The 18,458-nt window shown below is 62.6% G+C and carries 17 protein-coding genes and 1 tRNA gene; 2 read left to right on the top strand and 16 right to left on the bottom strand.

Annotated features, from left to right (window positions below; genetic code table 11):
* Positions 1-266: 266 nt before the first annotated feature.
* The 9 genes from ACX36O_RS04470 to petA all read right to left on the bottom strand — a co-directional run bounded on the left by ACX36O_RS04470 (position 267) and on the right by petA (position 7,315).
* On the bottom strand, positions 267-917 hold the full coding sequence (locus tag ACX36O_RS04470; RefSeq protein ID WP_213360018.1) for an SOS response-associated peptidase: 651 nt from the start codon (positions 915-917) through the stop codon (positions 267-269).
* Between the two features lie 58 nt (positions 918-975).
* Positions 976-1,374, bottom strand: a complete 399-nt coding sequence (locus tag ACX36O_RS04465; RefSeq protein ID WP_213360016.1) for a hypothetical protein — start codon at positions 1,372-1,374, stop codon at positions 976-978.
* Between the two features lie 249 nt (positions 1,375-1,623).
* The gene (locus ACX36O_RS04460) at positions 1,624-2,859 is read right to left on the bottom strand and encodes a tyrosine-type recombinase/integrase (RefSeq protein WP_488360109.1); all 1,236 of its coding nucleotides are present in this window, start codon (positions 2,857-2,859) and stop codon (positions 1,624-1,626) included.
* A gap of 196 nt (positions 2,860-3,055) precedes the next feature.
* A tRNA-Thr gene (locus tag ACX36O_RS04455) sits at positions 3,056-3,131 on the bottom strand.
* Between the two features lie 41 nt (positions 3,132-3,172).
* Complete coding sequence (locus ACX36O_RS04450; protein ID WP_213360014.1) at positions 3,173-3,736, bottom strand: ClpXP protease specificity-enhancing factor; 564 nt, start codon at positions 3,734-3,736, stop codon at positions 3,173-3,175.
* 13 nt (positions 3,737-3,749) lie between these two features.
* Positions 3,750-4,361, bottom strand: coding sequence for a glutathione S-transferase N-terminal domain-containing protein (locus tag ACX36O_RS04445; RefSeq protein WP_091816992.1), 612 nt, complete (start codon positions 4,359-4,361; stop codon positions 3,750-3,752).
* Between the two features lie 129 nt (positions 4,362-4,490).
* Positions 4,491-5,267, bottom strand: coding sequence for a cytochrome c1 (locus ACX36O_RS04440; protein WP_488360108.1), 777 nt, complete (start codon positions 5,265-5,267; stop codon positions 4,491-4,493).
* Between the two features lie 24 nt (positions 5,268-5,291).
* Positions 5,292-6,707, bottom strand: a complete 1,416-nt coding sequence (locus ACX36O_RS04435) for a cytochrome b (RefSeq protein WP_213360009.1) — start codon at positions 6,705-6,707, stop codon at positions 5,292-5,294.
* Positions 6,708-6,718: 11 nt separating this feature from the next.
* On the bottom strand, positions 6,719-7,315 hold the full coding sequence (gene petA / locus ACX36O_RS04430) for a ubiquinol-cytochrome c reductase iron-sulfur subunit (protein WP_213360005.1): 597 nt from the start codon (positions 7,313-7,315) through the stop codon (positions 6,719-6,721).
* A 162-nt stretch (positions 7,316-7,477) separates the two neighbouring features.
* Here petA and mscL point away from each other — a divergent pair, with 162 nt between their 5' ends.
* A complete protein-coding gene (mscL, locus tag ACX36O_RS04425) occupies positions 7,478-7,897 on the top strand; it encodes a large conductance mechanosensitive channel protein MscL (protein ID WP_371699414.1) in 420 nt (139 codons plus the stop codon).
* Between the two features lie 121 nt (positions 7,898-8,018).
* Here the strand turns inward: mscL and pdxA are convergent, their stop codons facing one another.
* Both pdxA and ACX36O_RS04415 read right to left on the bottom strand, forming a co-directional pair.
* Complete coding sequence (gene pdxA, locus ACX36O_RS04420; RefSeq protein WP_488360107.1) at positions 8,019-9,092, bottom strand: 4-hydroxythreonine-4-phosphate dehydrogenase PdxA; 1,074 nt, start codon at positions 9,090-9,092, stop codon at positions 8,019-8,021.
* Positions 9,089-9,844, bottom strand: coding sequence for a Nif3-like dinuclear metal center hexameric protein (locus ACX36O_RS04415; RefSeq protein ID WP_371699411.1), 756 nt, complete (start codon positions 9,842-9,844; stop codon positions 9,089-9,091). Before ACX36O_RS04415 ends, pdxA begins: the two co-directional genes overlap by 4 nt.
* Before the next feature lie 78 nt (positions 9,845-9,922).
* Between ACX36O_RS04415 and ACX36O_RS04410 the strand changes: the two genes are divergently transcribed.
* Complete coding sequence (locus ACX36O_RS04410) at positions 9,923-11,065, top strand: S1C family serine protease (protein WP_371699410.1); 1,143 nt, start codon at positions 9,923-9,925, stop codon at positions 11,063-11,065.
* Between the two features lie 4 nt (positions 11,066-11,069).
* Here the strand turns inward: ACX36O_RS04410 and ACX36O_RS04405 are convergent, their stop codons facing one another.
* The 5 genes from ACX36O_RS04405 to putP form a co-directional block, all read right to left on the bottom strand.
* Positions 11,070-11,537, bottom strand: a complete 468-nt coding sequence (locus ACX36O_RS04405) for a DUF4149 domain-containing protein (RefSeq protein ID WP_213359993.1) — start codon at positions 11,535-11,537, stop codon at positions 11,070-11,072.
* 13 nt (positions 11,538-11,550) lie between these two features.
* On the bottom strand, positions 11,551-12,030 hold the full coding sequence (gene greA / locus ACX36O_RS04400; protein WP_213359990.1) for a transcription elongation factor GreA: 480 nt from the start codon (positions 12,028-12,030) through the stop codon (positions 11,551-11,553).
* A gap of 98 nt (positions 12,031-12,128) precedes the next feature.
* Entirely contained in the window at positions 12,129-15,389 is a 3,261-nt protein-coding gene (gene carB, locus ACX36O_RS04395; protein ID WP_488360106.1) for a carbamoyl-phosphate synthase large subunit, read from the bottom strand.
* 67 nt (positions 15,390-15,456) lie between these two features.
* Positions 15,457-16,629, bottom strand: a complete 1,173-nt coding sequence (gene carA / locus ACX36O_RS04390) for a glutamine-hydrolyzing carbamoyl-phosphate synthase small subunit (RefSeq protein WP_371686537.1) — start codon at positions 16,627-16,629, stop codon at positions 15,457-15,459.
* A gap of 262 nt (positions 16,630-16,891) precedes the next feature.
* A complete protein-coding gene (gene putP / locus ACX36O_RS04385) occupies positions 16,892-18,388 on the bottom strand; it encodes a sodium/proline symporter PutP (RefSeq protein WP_488360105.1) in 1,497 nt (498 codons plus the stop codon).
* Between the last annotated feature and the right edge of the window lie 70 nt (positions 18,389-18,458).

Raw genomic sequence — 18,458 nt, 5'->3', positions numbered from 1 at the left:
GATGACGTGCATTACTAGAATTCAGGGCTGTGCAAGTGAGAAAACTGCTCGTTGGAATACTTTCCTAGGGTGATCCACCGAACAGCGCTTGATACCCATGATTGCTCCGTATGCCTATTGGCAGCGGGGTTTTTTGTGGGCAAATGAATTCTAGTTGAGCTCAGGCGGCTTTTTGGGAGGATTTCGTCTCCCATCGCAAACGACAGGATTACTGTGTTTCCGCCCATTAGTTCCAGGTAGTCAGATATGCGTCTGGCATCTATGGCCTAGGCCAAGTCCACCTGCTGCACCGGGTCAACGGCCGCATGCGCCAGCATCTCGACCGACGGCAGTCGAATCAGTGCACGCGCCTGCTCTGGCTCCCCGTTGAGCCACACGTCCCAGTCGTCGGGCTCCAGCGGCACGACGGCGCGCTTCTCTTTTCCGGGCCGGTGCATCTTGCTCAGCACCGGATGTTCTGCAGCGGGCTGCGTGATCATCGTGTAGCTGTGCAGCACCTCCCCCGTCTGCCGGTCCGTCCATATCTCCCACAGTCCGGCCAGCGCCCACGGCAGACCATCTCCCCGCGCAAACCGCCACCAGATGTTTTTCCCGGTACCCCAGTACGGCTCGTCCCACGATTCAGCAGGGATCAAGCAACGCTGACTGCGCTGCCACGCATGCCGGAAAACCGGGCTGCTGTGCATCGTCTCCATCCGGCAGTTGTTCGTAGAGAGTGGTCGGCCCTCTCGGCTGATCGCATTTCGCACGGCCGAGTAGGGTGGAATCAGTCCCCATTGCCCGACTTCACACGCACCTGGCGTGACGAATGGCCCAGGCGCTCGCGGCACGATTAGATCCTTGTAGGTGCCCTTCGGGTTGACGCGCCAAGTCTCGTAGATCCTGTCCGCACGTGGCGGGGTGTAGCGATTGCACATTGACAGTCAGCCTATAAACCGGAGGTTCAGTGCGTTCGACACGGCCCCAACCGACCTGTTACTTTGCGCCTGGCAGCTTGAACGCAGTTGCGCTTGCCTTGTGAACGGTCCAACAGTTTCGCAACAGCCCGCTCTCTGTCGAATAGGAAAAGCCTGTGAGCCCGTCATAGCCTTGAGCGTACGCGGCCATGATCAAGTCGTCCTTGAGAGTGTCTTCCGAAGGACGCTCAGAGGTCAGATATTGGTGACATCTTTGCGTCCAGAGTTTCCGCTGCTCCGCAGCGTTCGAAGGCACGGTATCGGTAACCTTGATTGCCAAAACCGCCTTTCGCTTGTCTTCCAGGCCATATCGAGAATTAAGCGCGTTGCCTTCAAGTCCAGCAAAATTCGGATGCGCACAACCACCAAGGAATGCTGCGATCAAAACCACAAATAGCAAGTAACTGAATCTTTGCATGAGCGCCTCCGAGTAATTATTTGTAATGCTACCATCGCCCGGGCACGCACTGACCCCGGCACCATGAGGTTTCAGGGGTTTGCGGGGGTACCACATGGGCCACTTTCAAAAATAACAGGCATCGACACCAAATATAAATGCCTGCATTTTTCTTTGAAATATAAAATAAATAAGAAAAAAGTTAGTATATAAGACAAAACCAGTGTACTGATACAGCCCTGTTGGTGTACCGCCCCGTGTTTCACCTGGTCAGGCCGCCGCCCGCTTGGGCATCATGATGATGTTCTCGGCCGTGCAGGTCGCGACGTAATCGCCCCACCACTGCATCAGTTCAGCGCGTTTGGGCAGGTGAACGGCATCGTTGTAGGCCGCCCGCACCTTGTTGCGCTCCTTGTGGGATAGCTGCAGATCCACCAACTCGATGGGGAAGCCATGCTCGACCAGAATGGTGGTAGCCAGCCCCCGGTACCCGTGGCCAGTCATGATTCCCTTGTAGCCCATCCGATGCAGCGCCTGCAGCATGGTGCCGTCGCTCATGTGCCGGCTGGCGCTGCGCTGGCTGTAGAAGATGAATTCCCTGTGACCATGCATCTGCTGGAGCTTGCGCAGCACCTCCAGCGCCTGGGAGCACAGCGGCACCACGTGATCGGTCATCGGCCTGCCCCGCACCTTCTTCATGCGCTCAGCAGGGATGGTCCAGCGGGCATTCTCCCAATCGACTTCTTCCCACCGGCCGCCGATCAGCTCGCTCGTGCGTACGAACGTCAGGCACAGCAGCTGCAGCGCATAGCTGGTCTGCCACTCCCCGCGGCCAGAGTAGCCGTACACGGCCCGCAGAAGATCCGGCAGGCCCTGCTCTGTCACCCGGGCGAAGTGCTTTACCGTGTGAACAGGCAGGATGTCCGCAGGCCTCACATCCACCGCCGGGTTGCGATCTGCATCACTGTGGGCAACGGCGTAGCGGAACACCTGCGCGCAAGTGTTGAGGATGCGCTCTGCCACGTCCCTGGCGCCGCGCTTGTTCACGGTTTTCACCGCGGTCACCACCATGGGAGTCGTCACCTCCCTGATCGGCAGCGAACCGAAGTGCGGGAACACGTCCTGCTCCAGGCGCTTCCACTTGGCCGCCTTGGTGCCCTCTGCCTTGTCCACGGCCCATTGATCAAACCAGCGCTTTGCCACTGCCTGGAAGGTGTTGCCCGACTCCTCGTACCTCTGCAGCTTGCGGATGCGCTTCTGCTGGCCAGGATCGAGCCCTTGGGCCAATTCCCTCTTGGCTGCATCCCTTGCGGCCCTGGCTTCTGCGAGCGTGACTTCTGGGTACACGCCAATGGAATAGGTGAGCTGCTTGCCGTTGAAGCGGTACGGCATGCGCCAGTACTTGCCAGCTGCCCCAACGAACAGCCACAGCCCATTGCCGTCCGGCAGCTTGTCAAACTTGCGGGCTCCACTCCATACGTGGTTCTTCACCTTGGCGGGGGTCAATGACATTGCGGCCTCCTGTTGGTACCTGTTCTGTTGGTACTTGCGACCCCCTCCGTAGGGAAGTGCCAACAGCGATACCAACAATCCTATTGGATGTCAGTTTAGTGTGCCGCAGCTTACCGGACAACAAAAAGGCCAGTTCCCTCGGGAGACTGGCCTGTAAACGGACTTCCTTGAAGCCCATCGAATTGTAAATTGGTGCCGGTTGTCGGATTCGAACTGACGACCTACCGCTTACAAGGCGGGTGCTCTACCAACTGAGCTAAACCGGCGAAGCGTGCATTATATGCAGAAAAACAGAGGGAACATGCACTTACTTCACGACGCGGAGCGTGCTGCCCTTGCCGGGCTTCACGGGTGCCTTCTCTGTTGCCGACCTTTCTGCCGCAGCCGTCCCGGCAGCCGTCGGCAGCCCGCCAGGCTCAGCGTCCGACGGCCCCTCGGCCTCGGACTTGCCGACCACCGATAACCCGGCCCGCGGTGCTGCCGCCGGATCGGGCGCAGGCGTGGCTGCCTCACCTACTTCCGCAGCCTCGATGGGCTCTCCCGCCCCATCCTGCTCCAGTACTTCGAAGCCCATGCCCTGCCCGGTCTCCCGCGCATAGATTGCCTGAACCCGCTCCACCGGCACAATGATCTCGCGCACCTTGCCCGAGAACCGGGCCTTGAAGCGGATTTCGTCGTTGCCCAGGCTTAGGCCGCCAGTGGCATCCATGCCGACGTTGAGCACGATCTCGCCGTCTTGCACGAACTCGCGCGGAACGGCAACCGTATGGTCAACCTTGACCAGCAGATAAGGCGTGAGGCCATTGTCCGAACACCATTCGTGCCAGGCACGGATCATGTACGGACGGGTGGACGTGAGTGCTTCGGACATGGCGCTTGCCTCCTTAGCGGCGCATCACCTTCTCGGACGGCGTCAGCGCCTCGATGTAGGCCGGACGGGAGAAGATGCGCTCGGCATACTTCAGCAGCGGAGAGGCGTTCTTGCTCAGCTCGATACCGTAGTAGTCCAGGCGCCAGAGCAGCGGAGCGATGGCCACGTCCAGCATGGAGAAGTTGTCGCCCAGCATGTACTTGTTCTTGAGGAACACGGGCGCCAGCTGCGTCAGGCGGTCACGAATCTGGGCGCGGGATTTTTCCAGCGCCTTGTCGTTGCCCTTGATCGTGCGGTTCTCGAGCACGGACACGTGCGTGAACAGCTCCTTCTCGAAGTTGAGCAGGAACAGGCGCACGCGCGCGCGATCCACCGGATCACCCGGCATCAGCTGCGGATGCGGGAAGCGCTCGTCGATGTACTCGTTGATGATGTTGGATTCGTACAGGATCAGGTCGCGCTCGACCAGGATCGGCACCTGGCCATACGGGTTCATCACGCTGATGTCTTCCGGCTTGTTGTACAGGTCGACGTCGCGGATTTCAAAGTCCATGCCTTTCTCGAACAGCACGAAGCGGCAGCGGTGAGAGAAGGGGCAGGTCGTTCCCGAGTACAGAACCATCATGTTGCAAACTCCATCGGCAGCCCGCCGCAACGCGGGCGCACAAAAAGTAAAAGAGTGGGCACCTGAAGTATGCCCACTCTGGAAGGTCCGCGACATCGCGGACACAGATACTGACGAATGCGCAGGGGCTTACTTGACGTCTTTCCAGTAAGCGGCATTCAGACGCCAGGCAGCGTAAGCGAACACGGCCAGGAAAGCCAGTACGATCGCGCCAATCGTCTTGCGGGATTTCTGGGCAGGCTCGCCCATCCACTGCAGGTAGTTCACCAGATCGCCAACGGCCTGATCATACAGGGCCGGCTCCATGGTACCAGGCGTGACCTGCTCCCACTTGCCCGTGAACACGTGCGTTTCACGCTCGCCTTCCTTCTTGACCTCGAACACGGGCTTGCGCTCACCCTGCAGCTCCCACAGCACGTGGGGCATGGCCACGTTGTTGAACACCGTGTTGTTCCAGCCGGTCTGGCTGGCGGGATCACGGTAGAAGCTGCGCATGTAGGTGTACAGGTAGTCTGCACCGCTGCCACCGGCGCCGGCACGCGAACGTGCGATCAGCGTCAGGTCGGGCGGCGTCGTGCCGAACCAGGTCTTGCCCTGCTTGGGCGTCATGGCCACTTCCATGGTTTCACCGATCTTCTTGTCGGAGAACAGCAGGTTGTCCTTGATCTGCTGCTCGGTCAGGCCGATGTCCTGCAGACGGTTGTAGCGCATGAAGGCCGCAGAGTGGCAGTTCAGGCAGTAGTTGGCAAACAGCTTGACGCCGTTCTGCAGGGACGGCAGGTTGGAGACGTCAACCGGAGCCTTGTCCCACTTGACTGCACCACCACCTGCGGCCAGGCTGGCCGTTGCACCCAGCAGGCCGGCCGTGCACAGCAGACCTGCAATGATTTGCTTGAATTTTTTCATTGTTGGATTCTCCTGTGCGTCTGATCAGTGGGGCTTGAAGGTGACGCGTTCCGGGACCGGCTTGGGCTCACCCAGCTGGCTCCACCACGGCATCAGCAGGAAGAAGCCGAAGTAGAACAGCGTACCGATCTGGGAGACACGCTCGCCCACGGGGAACGGAGCCAGGGTGCCCAGGTAGGCCAGAATCAGGAAGTTGATCACGAACACCACATACAGCCACATGTGCCAGGTCGGGCGGTAGCGCAGCGACTTGACCGGGCTGTGGTCCAGCCAGGGCAGGAAGAACAGGATGACGACAGCACCACCCATGGCCACCACACCCCAGAACTTGGCATCGATGAAGTACAGCAGCAGGCAGGCCACCACTGCAGCACCCAGCACCACCATCTTGGCAATGGCAGACAGGCGCAGCTTGACCACGGCGAACAGCGCACCCAGCAGGGCGATGGCCATCAGCACGTACACCATTTCCGTCGTGATGGCACGCAGCATGGAGTAGAACGGCGTGAAGTACCAGACCGGAGCGATGTGCAGCGGCGTCGTCAGCGGGTCAGCCGGGATGAAGTTGTTGAACTCCAGGAAGTAGCCGCCCATTTCGGGAGCGAAGAACACCACGGCGGAGAACACGATCAGGAACAGGGCCACGCCGAAGATGTCGTGCACCGTGTAGTAGGGGTGGAACGGAACGCCGTCAGCCGGAGCCGTGGCAGACCAGCGGTTGCCTTTCGGGCCTTGCTTGATCTCGATGCCGTCGGGGTTGTTGGAGCCGACGTCGTGCAGCGCCATCAGGTGGGCAACCACCAGGCCGATCAGCACCAGCGGAACAGCGATGACGTGGAAGCTGAAGAAGCGGTTCAGGGTAGCGTCGCTCACCACGTAGTCGCCACGGATCAGCAGGGCCAGGTCAGGACCGATGAAGGGGATGGCGGAGAACAGGTTCACGATCACCTGAGCGCCCCAGTAGGACATCTGGCCCCAGGGCAGCAGGTAACCCATGAAGGCTTCGGCCATCAGCGCCAGGAAGATGCCGCAGCCGAACAGCCACACCAGTTCGCGCGGCTTGCGGTAGGAACCGTACAGCAGGCCACGGAACATGTGCAGATAGACCACCACGAAGAAGGCGGAAGCGCCGGTGGAGTGCGTGTAGCGGATCCACCACCCTGCCGGGACATCACGCATGATGTATTCGACGGAAGCGAAGGCGAAACGCGCATCCGGCTTGTAGTGCATCACCAGGAAGATGCCGGTGACGATCTGGATCACCAGCACCAGCATGGCCAGCGAGCCGAAGATGTACCACCAGTTGAAGTTCTTTGGCGCGAAGTACTCGGCCATGTCGCGCTTGTAGATATAGAACGCCGAAGGCAGCCGGTTCTCGAACCAGTTCATGACCTTGGCGCCGGTCGGCGCGTTGGGGGAGATTTCCTTGAATTCAGCCATGTTGTGTCACCTCAAGCCTTCTTGTCTTCGCCGATCAGCAGGCGCGTGTCGGACAGGTACATGTACGGAGGGATCTCCAGGTTGTCCGGAGCCGGCTTGTTCTTGAACACGCGGCCGGCCAGGTCGAACGTGGAGCCGTGGCAGGGGCACAGGAAGCCGCCCTGCCAGTTGTCGGGCAGGGAAGGCTGAGGGCCGGGCGTGAGCTTGTCGGAAGGAGAGCAACCCAGGTGCGTGCAGATGCCGATGGCAACGAAGATGTCTTCCTTGCGCGAACGCCACTGGTTCTTGGCATATTCGGGCGTGGGAATGTTGTTGCGCTCGGACTTGGGATCGGCCACTTCGGCGTCGACCTTCTTCAGGGTAGCCAGCTGCTCGGGCGTGCGCTTCATGATCCACACCGGCTTGCCGCGCCATTCGACGGTGATCTTTTCGCCGGGTTTCAGGGCCGAGATGTCGACTTCAACCGCAGCGCCTGCTGCCTTGGCCAGTTCAGACGGCTGGAAGCTGCTCACGAGGGGTACGGCAACGCCCGCCACGCCCGCTGCACCGACGCAGCTCGATGCAATCAGCCAGGTACGTTTACTGGCGTCCACTGGTGTATCACTCATAGGGATTCCTCACAACGCGTTGTTACGCTTGTTCACAACAGGGTTTAACCTATTCATTGTATCCGAGTGACAGACTGTTATTCAATGTAGCCTGACGTGTCTGCACCATATTTTTATGGAATACTCGTGCCATTCAAACAAGCACTGACTGGAGTCAATCAAATGGGAATGCTGCAGGAATTCAAGGAGTTTGCGGTCAAGGGCAATGCGATTGATCTGGCCGTTGGTGTCATCATCGGCGCCGCATTCGGCAAAATCGTCGATTCGCTGGTCAAGGACGTGATCATGCCGGTCATCTCCTCGGTCGTGGGCAAGATCGACTTCTCCAACATGTACGCGGTTCTGGGCACGATTCCGGCAGGCGTCCCCAATAACCTGGAAGCCCTGCAGAAAGCGGGCGTGCCGGTGTTTGCCTACGGCAACTTCATCACCATCCTGATCAACTTCCTGATCCTGGCCTTCGTGATCTTCCTGATGGTCAAGCAGATCAACCGCCTCAAGCGCGAGACGCCTGCCGCCGAGGAGGCTCCCGCAGAAGAAGTCGTGCTGCTGCGTGAAATCCGCGACAGCCTGAAGAAGTAAGCGGCCCATGACCCTGGCGGCATGGATATGCCGCCCCCGAACCCCTTGTGCTGCCGCTGGCGGACAAGGGGTTTTGTCTTGTCCGCAGCAGACAGCCCTTGCCGTGGCAACCGCCTGTGCCTCAGGCCGCTTGCGTCAGATCCACCGCCATGCGCACCGCTTCGCGCAGGCTGGTACTGTCGGCGCAGGCCTTGCCGGCCAGGTCGAAGGCAGTGCCGTGATCCGGGCTTGTGCGAATCAGCGGCAAGCCGAGCGTCACGTTGACGCCATGCTCGACGCCAAGATACTTGACAGGGATCAAGCCCTGGTCGTGATACATGGCGATGACAGCGTCGCAAAACGGCAACGGATCATGGGCATGGTGGCGCGCCTGCATGAACACCGTGTCCGGCGGATACGGGCCGCTCACGCTGATGCCCTCGGCCCGTGCAGCGTCGCGCGCCGGAATGATGGCAGTGAGCTCCTCGTCGCCGAACAGGCCGCCCTCCCCTGCGTGCGGGTTGAGGCCCGCCAGTGCGATGCGGGGCGCCCTGAGCCTGCCGAGCGCGGTGCGACGCAGGAAGGCGTCGGTAATGCGGATGGTCTGCAGAATCTGGTCGACCTGCACGGCAGCGATGGCGCTGCGCAGACTGAGGTGGATGCTGTTGAGCACCGTGCGCAATTCCGGGTTGGCGAGCATCATGCGCACCGGCATGGCGTCCACGCCGACTCCCGCATGGTCTGCCGCCAGCGCCTGCAGCATCTCGGTATGCCCCGGATGGGCAATGCCTGCCAGGGATAGCGCCTCCTTGTGGATGGGCGCAGTGACCAGCGCTGCGGCCTGACCCTGCAGCGCTGCGCGCGCGCCGAGCACGATGCAGTCCGCCGCCATGCGCCCGGCCTCCTGCTGCACTTCGCCGAAACGCGGCAGCGTCGCGGGGCTGGTACACCCCTGCAGGATCCGGATGCCGGCACGGCCCTCCGGCACAGCCGCCTCCCAACCGGGCACTGCAACAGGCAGCGGAACAGCCGGCCCGGGGTGCACGGTCTGGTAGAGCTGCGCCGCACGCTGCATCACCTGCAGGTCGCCCACGACAATGCAGGGCTGCATCAACCCGGGCTCGCGCACGAAGGCATCGATGATGATTTCGGGGCCGATGCCGGCCGGGTCGCCCATGCTCAGCGCGATGGGCCGGGAAAAGGCTGTCTGGGTCATGCCGGATTGTCGATGTCGATGAAGGTGTGGACCAGACCATGGCGGCGGGCCAGTTCCTCGCCCAGCGCAGACACGCCATAGCGCTCGGTGGCATGGTGGCCGCAGGCCAGAAACGCCACGCCGCACTCGCGGGCATAGTGGGCCTGGGGCTCGGACAGCTCGCCCGTCAGGAAGGCGTCCGCCCCGGCGGCAATGGCCGCCTCGAAATAGCCCTGTGCCCCGCCGCTGCACCAGGCCAGGCGGCGGATCGGGCGTACCGTCCCCCCGTCGACCAGCGTAACGGGCCGTTGCAGCACGTGTTCGACATGGGAAGCCAGTGCAGAAGCAGATGCAAACTCCGGCCCCGCCGGCTTGCCCAGAAATACCATGTCCTGATCGCCCGTGCGGCCGTCCGCCTCGAATCCGAGGCGCCTGGCCAGCTGCGCGTTGTTGCCAAGCTCGGGATGGGCATCCAGCGGCAAGTGGTAGGCAAGCAGGTTGATGTCGTGCGCCAGCAGCAGGGCCAGGCGCTGCTTCATCCAGCCGGTGACCCGGCCATCCTGGCCGCGCCAGAAGAGGCCGTGATGGACCAGGATCGCATCCGCGTCGGCCTCGATGGCCGCTTCGATCAGGGCGCGGCTGGCCGTGACGCCGGTCACCAGGCGGCCAATGTCGGGCTTGCCCTCGACCTGCAGGCCATTCGGACCATAGTCGCGGAAAAGCTGCGGTTGCAGCGTGGAGTCGAGGGACTGAAGCAAGTCGTTGCGCAACATGGTGACAAATGGGGTTCTGTAATGGGAAACTCGCCGGCCATGCGGAGATGCGCCACGATTTCGGCGACAATCCAAGCCATGAAACGATTGTGGTTGCTATTCTCGCAGGTTGTGACCGCCGCGCTTGCGGTTTACTTCGTGATCGCAGCCATGCAGCCGCAATGGCTCAAGCGACCCGCCCCCGACCTGAAGAGCGTGACCGTGCTGGAAGCACCGCCGAGCGACAAGCCGGTGCCGAGCACCCAGACGGAAACGCTGCGTTCCGCCGCACGGCAGGCCGCTCCTGCCGTGGTCAGCATCATCACCAACCCCGACGAGCGCTCCCAGCAGGAAGCAGCGCGACGTGCCAACACGCCGCGCAGTCCGGAGCAGGATGAGGACATGTTCTCCGGCGTTGGCAGCGGCGTGCTGGTGAGCGCGGAAGGCTATATCCTCACCAACAACCACGTGGTGGAAGACGCACAAAGCATCGAAGTGCAGCTGAATGACGGTCGCCGAGGCGCGGCAACCGTCGTTGGCACCGATCCGGATACCGATCTGGCGGTGCTGAAGCTCGACCTGGCCAATGTGCCTGCCATCACGCTGGGCGATTCGGCCAGCCTGCAGGTGGGTGATCCGGTGCTGGCCATCGGCAACCCGTTCGGCGTGGGCCAGACCGTGACCAGCGGGATCGTGAGCGCGCTGGGGCGCAGCCAGTTGGGCATCAATACCTTCGAGAACTTCATCCAGACCGACGCGGCCATCAACCCCGGCAATTCGGGTGGTGCGCTGGTGGACATCCACGGGAATCTGGTCGGCATCAACACCGCCATCTATTCACGTACCGGCGGCTACATGGGCATCGGGTTTGCCACGCCTACCAGCACGGCCAAGCATGTGCTCGACAGCATCATCACCGCAGGCGAAGTGCGGCGCGGCTGGATCGGGGTGGAGCCGAGCGACATCACCGCCGAGATCGCCGCCACCTTCAAGGCGCGGGAGAATGAAGGCGTAATCATCACCGGCGTGGTGCAAGGCGGGCCGGCAGCCAAGGCCGGGCTGAAGCCAGGAGACATCATCACGTCCGTGAACGGCACAGCCATTCACAACGTGCAGGAACTGCTGGATACCGTGGCTGCGCTCACTCCGGGACAAACGGCCACTTTTGCCATTCTGCAGCACGGAGAAGCCAGCACACGCGAGCTGACTCCGCTGCAGCGGCCCAAGCCTCGCGCACGCTGAGGAATCACACCTTGCGTTGCGCCAGGCGGATCACGCAGACCAGCGCACACAGCCACTGGCCTACATAGAATACTGTGCCCACGCTGTGCCAGAGCGCCAGGTTCTGGCGCATCTCGATGCGCGGGGCCGCCACCAGCTGCAGCAACAGCGCCAGCAGCAGGCCCGCGATCAGCAGACCGAAATACAGCATGTCGGGGCGCTGGATGTTGTCCAGCGTGACGCCCTGCCCCGCTTCATAGCGCTTTTCGGAAAAATCGCGCAGCCGGCTACGAAACAGCATCACCAGCAGCAGGACACTCAGGATGGACACCCAGCCCTGCGCCGCAAACAGGCGCGCCGCCATGGTGCCGGCCATGGACGGGGTGGGCAGGTGGGCGAACAGCAGCGGCACGGCCATGAAGCCGATCGCCGACAGGCTGCCCAGCCACAGAGCTGCCAGGAGGGAACTGATGACGTGCTGGCGCGGGCTCATGGCGTGCTCCGTATCAGAGGTAGCGCACGCCGGTGATTTCGTAACGGCGCACGCCGCCCGGGGCCTGCACTTCGGCCGTGTCGCCCTCTTCCTTGCCGATCAGGGCTCGGGCGATGGGGCTGCCGACGTTGATCAGGCCCAGTTTCAGGTCGGCCTCGTCCTCGCCCACGATCTGGTAGGTGACGGCGTTGCCGGAGTCTTCGTCTTCCAGGTCGACCGTGGCGCCGAACACCACCTTGCCGCCGGCATCCAGCGTGGCGGGGTCGATCACCTTGGCAGCCGTCAGCTTGCCTTCGATTTCCTTGATGCGGCCCTCGATGAAGCCCTGGCGGTCCTTGGCGGCCTCGTATTCGGCGTTCTCGCTCAGGTCGCCATGCGAACGCGCTTCGGCGATGGCTGCGATGACGTCGGGCCGGTCCTTGGTCTTGAGTTTGTGCAGTTCGGCCTTCAGTTTCTCGGCGCCCTTGACGGTAATCGGGATGGTCGTTGTCATGTTATTGAGGGAAATGTCTCGTCCAGAAAAGCGAAACCGCCGGGTCTTGCGTCCCGGCGGCAGTCAACGGGCAAATTATGCCCGATTTGGTTGTAGCGTCAAGCCGTGAGCATGCCGTGCATTTCCTGCACGGAGATCACGCCGAGCTTGTCGGCATAGCGCATGCCTTCCACCACGGCTTCGGCGCCGGCAATGGTGGTGTAGGTGGTGACGCGCGCAGCCAGCGAACTGGTACGGATGGCACGGCTGTCGGCGATGGCGTTGCGGCGCTCTTCCACGGTGTTGATGACCATGACGATTTCGTCGTTCTTCAGCATGTCCACCACGTGCGGGCGGCCTTCGGTAACCTTGTTCACCGTGTCGCAGGCGATGCCGGCATCGTTGATGGCCTTGGCCGTGCCGCGCGTGGCGACCAGCGTGAAGCCCATCTCGACCAGCTGGCCGGCGATCTTGATCGCGGTCGGCTTATCGCTGTTCTTCACGGTCAGGAACACCTTGCCGGCGGTGGGCAGCTTTTCGCCTGCGCCCATCTGCGCCTTGAGGAAGGCTTCGCCAAAGGTCTTGCCCACGCCCATCACCTCGCCGGTGGATTTCATCTCGGGGCCGAGAATGGTGTCCACGCCGGGGAACTTAACGAAGGGGAATACCGCTTCCTTCACGCTGAAGTACGGCGGCGTGACTTCCTCGCCGATGCCCTGCTGGTCCAGCGTCTGGCCGGCCATGCAGCGGGCGGCCACCTTGGCCAGTTGCACACCGGTGGCCTTGCTGACGAAGGGCACGGTACGGCTGGCACGCGGGTTCACTTCCAGCACGTAGATGATGTCCTTCTTGCTGCCGTCTTCCTGTTCCTTTTCCTGGATGGCGAACTGCACGTTCATCAGGCCGACCACGTTCAGGGCTTCGGCCATGGCACGCGTCTGACGCTTGATCTCGTCGACCGTGGCCTGGCTCAGGTAGTACGGGGGCAGCGAGCAGGCGGAGTCACCGCTGTGCACGCCGGCCTGTTCGATGTGCTCCATGACGCCGCCGATGAAGGTGCGGCCGGCCGCATCACGCACGCAGTCCACGTCGCATTCGATGGCGTCGGACAGGAAACGGTCCAGCAGCACCGGAGAGTCGTTGCTGACCTTGACGGCCTCGCGCATGTAGCGCTCCAGGTCACGCTGCTCGTGCACGATTTCCATGGCGCGGCCGCCCAGCACGTAGCTCGGACGCACCACCAGCGGGTAGCCCAGCTCGGTGGCCTTTTCCAGCGCTTCGGCTTCGGTACGCGCGGTGGCGTTCGGCGGCTGCAGCAGGTTCAGTTCGTGCAGCAGCTTCTGGAAGCGCTCGCGGTCTTCAGCAGCGTCGATCATGTCGGGCGAGGTGCCGATGATGGGCACGCCGGCAGCTTCCAGGCCCAGCGCCAGTTTCAGCGGGGTCTGGCCGCCGTACTGCACGATCACGCCGGTGGGTTTTTCCTTGTCGACGATTTCCAGCACGTCCTCCAGGGTCAGCGGCTCGAAGTACAGGCGGTCGGAGGTGTCGTAGTCGGTGGAGACGGTCTCGGGGTTGCAGTTGACCATGATGGTCTCGTAGCCGTCCTCGCGCATGGCGAGTGCGGCATGCACGCAGCAATAGTCGAATTCGATACCCTGGCCGATGCGGTTCGGGCCACCACCCAGCACCATGATCTTCTTCTTGCTGGTCGGCTCGGCCTCGCACTCTTCCTCGTAGGTGGAGTACATATAGGCGGTGTCGGTCGCGAATTCGGCGGCGCAGGTGTCGACGCGCTTGTAGACCGGGCGCACGTTCAGCGCGTGGCGCGCATCGCGCACGGCTTTTTCGCTGGTGTGCAGCAACTTGGCCAGGCGACGGTCGCTGAAGCCCTTCTTCTTGAGCATGCGCAGGGTGTCGGCATCCAGCGCGCTCAGGGCGTTGATGCCCTGTTCCTCGAACAGCTTGTCGATGGCCAGCTCGATCTTGACGATTTCCTCGATCTGCACCAGGAACCAGACGTCGATCTTGGTGAGCTGGTGCACTTCTTCCACGCTCCAGCCGGCCGCGAAGGCGTCACCCACGAACCAGATGCGCTCGGGGCCGGGCTCGCCCAGCTCGCGCTCCAGGGTTTCGCGGTCCTGGGTCTTTTCGTTCATGCCGTCCACGCCCACTTCCAGGCCGCGCAGGGCTTTCTGGAAGGATTCCTGGAAGGTGCGACCCATGGCCATCACCTCGCCCACGGATTTCATCTGCGTGGTGAGGTGGTTATCGGCTGCCGGGAATTTCTCGAAGGCGAAGCGCGGGATCTTGGTGACCACGTAATCGATCGAGGGCTCGAACGATGCGGGGGTGGCACCGCCGGTGATCTCGTTGCGCAGTTCGTCCAGGGTGTAGCCCACGGCCAGCTTGGCGGCGATCTTGGCAATCGGGAAACCGGTAGCCTTGGACGCCAGTGCGGAAGAACGCGACACGCGCGGGTTCATCTCGATCACGATCATGCGGCCGTCCTTGGGGTTGACCGCAAACTGCACGTTGGAGCCGCCGGTATCCACGCCGATCTCGCGCAGCACGGCCAGCGAGGCGTTGCGCATGATCTGGTATTCCTTGTCGGTCAGCGTCTGTGCCGGTGCGACGGTGATGGAGTCGCCGGTATGCACGCCCATGGGATCGAGGTTCTCGATCGAGCAGACGATGATGCAGTTGTCCGCCTTGTCGCGCACCACTTCCATCTCGTACTCTTTCCAGCCGAGCAGCGACTCTTCGATCAGCAGCTCGTTGGTGGGCGAGGCTTCCAGGCCGCGCTTGCAGATGGTCTCGAATTCCTCGGCGTTGTAGGCAATGCCGCCGCCGGTGCCGCCGAGCGTGAAGCTGGGGCGGATGATGGTCGGGAAGCCGACGTGCTTCTGCACGTCCCAGGCTTCCTGCATGCTGTGCGCCACGCCGGAACGGGCGGAGCCCAGGCCGATGCGCGTCATCGCGTCCTTGAATTTCTGGCGGTCTTCGGCCTTGTCGATCGCTTCGGGCGTGGCGCCGATCAGCTCGACTTTGTACTTGTTGAGCACGCCGTTGCGCCACAGATCGAGCGCGCAGTTGAGCGCGGTCTGGCCGCCCATGGTGGGCAGGATGGCGTCAGGGCGTTCCTTGGCGATGATCTTCTCGACCGTCTTCCAGGTGATGGGCTCGATGTAGGTGACGTCGGCGGTGGCCGGGTCGGTCATGATCGTGGCGGGGTTGCTGTTGATCAGGATGACGCGGTAGCCCTCCTCGCGCAGCGCCTTGCAGGCCTGCACGCCGGAGTAGTCGAATTCACAGGCCTGGCCGATGATGATGGGGCCGGCGCCGATGATGAGGATGCTCTTGATGTCTGAACGTTTTGGCATGGTGTGTCTTTTTCTGTGCGTTCGCGGAAGGGGCGCGGCCTGGTGGGTGCGCCCTGCTCCAGATCAATCAGGCGACCTTGCTCTCGCGCATCAGCTTGGTGAAGCGATCGAACAGGTGGGCGATGTCGTGCGGCCCCGGGGAAGCCTCGGGGTGGCCCTGGAACGAGAACACCGGCTTGTCGGTGCGCTCCATGCCTTGCAGCGTGCTGTCGAACAGGCTGACGTGGGTGGCGCGCAGGGTGGCGGGCAACGTTTCGGGATCGACGGCAAAGCCGTGGTTCTGGCTGGTAATGCCGACGCGACCGCTGTCCAGATCCTTGACCGGGTGGTTGGCGCCATGGTGGCCGAACTTCATCTTGAAGGTTTTGGCACCGCTGGCCAGGGCCAGCAGCTGGTGGCCCAGACAGATGCCGAAAGTGGGCTTGCCGCTGTCAACGATCTGACGGATGGCCTCGATGGCGTAATCGCAAGCTTGCGGATCGCCGGGGCCGTTGCTCAGGAACACCCCATCGGGGTTCATCGCCAGCACCTCGGCCGCGGGGGTCTGTGCCGGCACCACAGTGATCTTGCAGCCGCGCTCGGCCAGCATGCGCAGGATGTTGTACTTGACGCCGAAGTCGTAGGCAACGACGTGGAACTGTGGCTCGGCCTGCTCGCCATAGCCTTCGCCCAGTTGCCATTCGGTCTGCGTCCAGGGATAGCTGGCGGTGCAGCTCACCACCTTGGCCAAATCCTGACCCGCCATGTCGGGAGCGGCCTGGGCAGCGGCAATGGCCTGGTCGATTTCGGCCTGTGAAGGTGCACCGGTGTGCTCGAGCGCCAGGATGCAGCCGTTCTGCGCCCCATGCACCCGCAGGTGGCGGGTGAGGCGACGCGTATCGATGTCGGCGATGGCGACGGTGCCGTTGGCTTGCAGGTAGCCCTGCAGGCTGGCGGTGCTGCGGAAGTTGGAGGCGATGAGCGGCAGATTCTGGATGATCAGGCCGGCGGCAAACACCTTGCAGGATTCGACATCCTCGGGGTTGGTGCCGTAGTTGCCGATGTGGGGGTAGGTCAGCGTGACGATCTGCTTGCAGTAGCTGGGATCGGTCAGGATTTCCTGGTAGCCGGTGAGGGAGGTGTTGAAGACGACTTCGCCGGTGGTGCTGCCAGCGGCGCCAATGGAGCGGCCGGTGAAGACCGTGCCGTCAGCGAGGGCCAGTACGGCTGTGGGAAGGGGTGCCTGTTGGGACAAGAGCACGTGGTTCTCCGTAAAGGGGTGCGGGATCAGAAGGAAGGCGGTACGCCAGCCCGACCCAAGAACCACCATGCCCTCGTGGGGGGTGCACGGTCTCAGCACCGTTGCTGCATGTGAACTTGAATCGCGGCAAGCGCCGGGTGTGCTGTGAAGCATCCCATTATAGACGGTGAGGGTTACCCCTTGTTTACTCTGTGCAGCAAAAAGCCACACTGCCAGCGCAATTGCTGGCGGTGTGGCTACCAGAAACGGAATGGCCGGAGCGTCAGACGCCGATGCGGCGCGCCTCTTCCATCACGGCCTCGTGCGATTTCAGCATGCTGGCCGACGGGCTGCCCGTACGGCTGACCAGCACGACGGCGATAGTGGACAGGATGAAACCCGGGATGATTTCATACAGGCCCAGCCAGCCGAACTGCTTCCACACCAACACGGTGGCGGCGCCAACGATGATGCCGGCCAGTGCGCCGTTGCGCGTCATGCGGCTCCAGAACAGCGACAGGATGACGATGGGACCGAAGGCGGCACCGAAGCCGGCCCAGGCGTAGCTCACCATGCCCAGCACGCGGGAGTTGGGGTCCTGCGCGATGAAGATGGCGACCAGCGCGATCAGCAGCACCATGGCGCGGCCGATCCAGACCAGCTCCTTCTGCGAGGCGTTCTTGCGCAGGAAGGTGCGGTAAATGTCTTCCGTCAGCGCGCTGGAGCAGACCAGCAGCTGGCAGGACAGCGTGCTCATCACGGCCGCCAGGATGGCTGCCAGCAGGCCGCCGGCGATCCAGGGGTTGAACAGCTGCTTGGACAGCTCCATGAACACGGTTTCGGCGTTGGCGTTGACGGCAGCAGCGCCTTCGGGATGGGCAATGAAATACGGGATGCCGACGAAGCCGACGGCCACGGCGCCCATCAGGCACAGAATCATCCAGGTCATGCTGATGCGGCGGGCGCTGGGGATGGTTTCCACCGAGGAAGCGGCCATGAAGCGCACGAGGATGTGCGGCTGGCCGAAATAGCCCAGGCCCCAGGCCAGCAGCGAAGCGATGCCGGTGACGGTGACGCCCTTCATCAGGTCGAACTTGTCGGCCGGCACCACGGCCGCCCAGTCCTGGCCCGGCTGCAGCTGGCCCTGCACGGCCAGGTAGGCCATGACGGGCGCCAGGATCAGGGCGGTGATCATCATGGAGGCCTGGATGGTGTCGGTCCAGCTCACGGCCAGGAAGCCGCCGATGAACACATAGGCGATGGTGCACAGCGCGCCTACCCACAGGGCGGTTTCGTAGGGCATGCCGAACATGTTCTCGAACAGGCGCGCACCGGCCACCACGCCCGAGGCGCAGTAGATGGTGAAGAAGATCAGGATCACCAGGGTGGTGAAGATGCGCAGAATGTTGGATTTGTCCTCGAAGCGGCTGGCGAAGTAGTCGGGCAGCGTCAGGGCGTTGCCGGCGCGCTCGGTGTACAGGCGCAGGCGCGCGGCAACGAAGCGCCAGTTCAGGTAGGCGCCGATGACCAGGCCGATGGCGATCCAGGACTCGGACAGGCCGGTCAGGTAGATGGCACCGGGCAGGCCCATCAGCAGCCAGCCACTCATGTCGGAAGCGCCGGCGGACAGGGCCGTGACGAAGCTGCCGAGACTGCGGCCGCCCAGGATGTAGTCGGACAGGTTCTTGGTGCTGGCATAGCCAAGCCAGCCGATGCCGAGCATGGCCATCAGGTAGATGGCGAACATGATCGTGGTGGGGTCGCTCCAGTTCAGATGCATGGGAGTCTCCAGGAGAGGGATAGGTTGTTTTGGGGTGATGCACAGCGGCGCGGGTTGCCCGCTTGTGGCG

It is taken from the genome of Brachymonas sp. KE5, assembly GCF_057773645.1.
Note: the sequence above shows the minus strand (reverse complement) of the source record. Positions and strands in the feature narration are given on the sequence as shown.